Source organism: Streptomyces sp. 2A115, from assembly GCF_052245575.1.
GTDB lineage: Bacteria > Actinomycetota > Actinomycetes > Streptomycetales > Streptomycetaceae > Streptomyces.
In genome coordinates this window covers 1-2,104 of sequence record NZ_JBQQCG010000203.1, presented here as the reverse complement: position 1 = coordinate 2,104, position 2,104 = coordinate 1, and the positions used below count along the sequence as shown (strand labels likewise).

The 2,104-nt window shown below is 71.9% G+C and carries 1 protein-coding gene; it reads right to left on the bottom strand.

All coding sequences use genetic code 11. From position 1 onward, the window contains the following. Positions 1–473 precede the first annotated feature (473 nt). Entirely contained in the window at positions 474–1,838 is a 1,365-nt protein-coding gene (locus ACTWQR_RS55550; RefSeq protein ID WP_443234985.1) for a sensor histidine kinase, read from the bottom strand. Positions 1,839–2,104 lie beyond the last annotated feature (266 nt).

Genomic DNA, 2,104 nt, shown 5'->3' with positions numbered 1-2,104 from the left:
GCCACTCTGAGGTAGTCGGGTTGGCCGGGAAGCGCGGCGCTCGGACGCCCCGGCACGTCCCCTCACGCCGACGGAAGGCTGCGGACGGGTGGAGGCTGAGGCCCCGGGAGCCGGGAGCCGGGAGCCGGGAGCCAGGGTCCCTGGGAGCTGGGAGCTGGGAGCTGGGAGCTGAGGGCCCTGGGGGCTTGGGGGTCCTGGGGGCTTGCGGCCCAGTCAGGTGCGCCTCGTCAGGGGCGCGGGGAACTGCGCGACCAGCCCTCACAAACCCGCAGTGTGTGTACCGGCCCGAGGCACCCCTTCCGGGCAGGGGCCTGGGGGCGAAGTCCCCAGTTTCGGGAAGGGGCGGGGTCGGGGAAAAGGAACCCCCGGCCACCAAACCGCAGCCGCCCCGCGAGGCCGGTGAGCCGGGCCTCGCGGGGCCGAGAAGCGGAGAAGCGGAGAAGCGGAGAAGCGGAGAAGCGGAGAGCAGGAGCTCAGGCCCGCCAGGGGAGTTCCGCCGTGATCCGGGTGGGACCGGCCGGCGGGGAGTCGACCACGAGGATGCCGTCGACCGCGTCGAGGCGCTCGGCGAGCCCCGCGAGGCCGGAGCCGGAGGCGGCGTCCGCACCGCCCGTACCGTTGTCGACGACCTGGAGCATGAGCCGGTTGTCGACCCGCCAGACATCGACCGTGGCCCGGGTCGCCCGCGAGTGCTTGCTGATGTTCTGGAGCAGCTCGGAGACAGTGAAGTACGCGATCCCCTCGATGGCGGGCGCGGGCCGACCCGGCAGATCGACCTCGACCTGCACCGGAACGGTGCAGCGGGACGCGACCGCGGACAGCGCCGCGTCGAGACCGCGGTCCGTCAGCACGGCGGGATGGATCCCGCGCGCCAGATCCCGCAGCTCCTGCAAGGCCGTCTTCACCTCACCGTGCGCCTCGCCCACCATGCGGGCCGCCGCCTCCGGATCCTCCGTGAGCTTCTCCTTGGCCAGCCCCAGATCCATCGCCAGCGCCACCAGCCGGGCCTGAGCCCCGTCGTGCAGATCCCGCTCGATGCGCCGCAGGTCCGCCGCGGCCGTGTCGATCACGACCCCCCGGTCCGACTCCAGCTCGACCACGCGCGTGGCAAGCCGCGACGGCCCGAGCAGCCCCTGCACCATGAGCCGGTCCACCATCGTCAGCGCCCGCACGATCCACGGCGTGGCCATCGTGAGCAACAGTCCCACCAACGCGGTCACCATGATCTCGAAGGGATTGTCCAGGTAGACGTTGTGCCCCGCGTCCCCGTACAGCTGGAGCCCGTCCTGCCCGCCCTGCCCGCCGTACAACGGGTAGACCCAGTACCACAGCGGATACGTCAGCATCACCCAGCCGTAGGCCCAGAAGGTGATGGCCACCGAGAACGAGAACACGGCCCACGGGAAATGCAGCACCGCGTACAGCAGGTGCCGCCAGGAGGCGCCGCTCTTCAGCATCGCGCCCATCCACGCCATGGCGCCCTGCTTCTTCATCCGCAACGGCTCCGGCGCCGCGACGTCGAGCCCCAGCAGCCCACGAGCCCGGGCCCGCTCCAGCGCGCCGAGCCCGCGGCAGCCGGCGAGCGCCGCGGCGAGTACCGGGATGCCGAGGAACGTGATCAGCAGGCCCACGCCGAGCGACACCATCGTCACGGTGAAGGTGAACATGATGATGCTGACCGGCAGGTTCAGCATCAGATACCCGAACTCACGCCAGCTGCGCGCCTCCACCGGTGCCCGCAGCGCGGCCGGGAGCCGGTGCCGCCGCTCCTCGGCGTCCTCCCCGCGGAACCCGGGCCCGTCGTCCCACCCGTATCCCTGTCCGTACTCCGTGGCCATGGCCGCCGTCCGTTTCTACTCGTCCTGCTCGTCCGCTGTCGTAACTCCACAGTGCTCGGCCGACGGCCCACGGAACATGGAGCGCGTCGGCGTCTTGGGGCGGGGGTTTTCCCTACCCCTGGCTGTGTAAGGAGGGGCATGGCGGGAGGGGGATGGAGGGAGGGGGCGTGGCGGATGGCGGAGGGGGGATGGCATGGCGGACGGGGGTATGGGGGGAGGGGTGGACGTGAGGTGACGCAGGGGGGTGGTGGCGGGCTGAGGTGCCG

Coding starts and splice junctions, on each gene's coding strand:
- ACTWQR_RS55550 (WP_443234985.1), bottom strand. CDS start 1,838: ATGGCCACGGAGTACGGACAGGGATACGGGTGGGACGACGGGCCCGGG.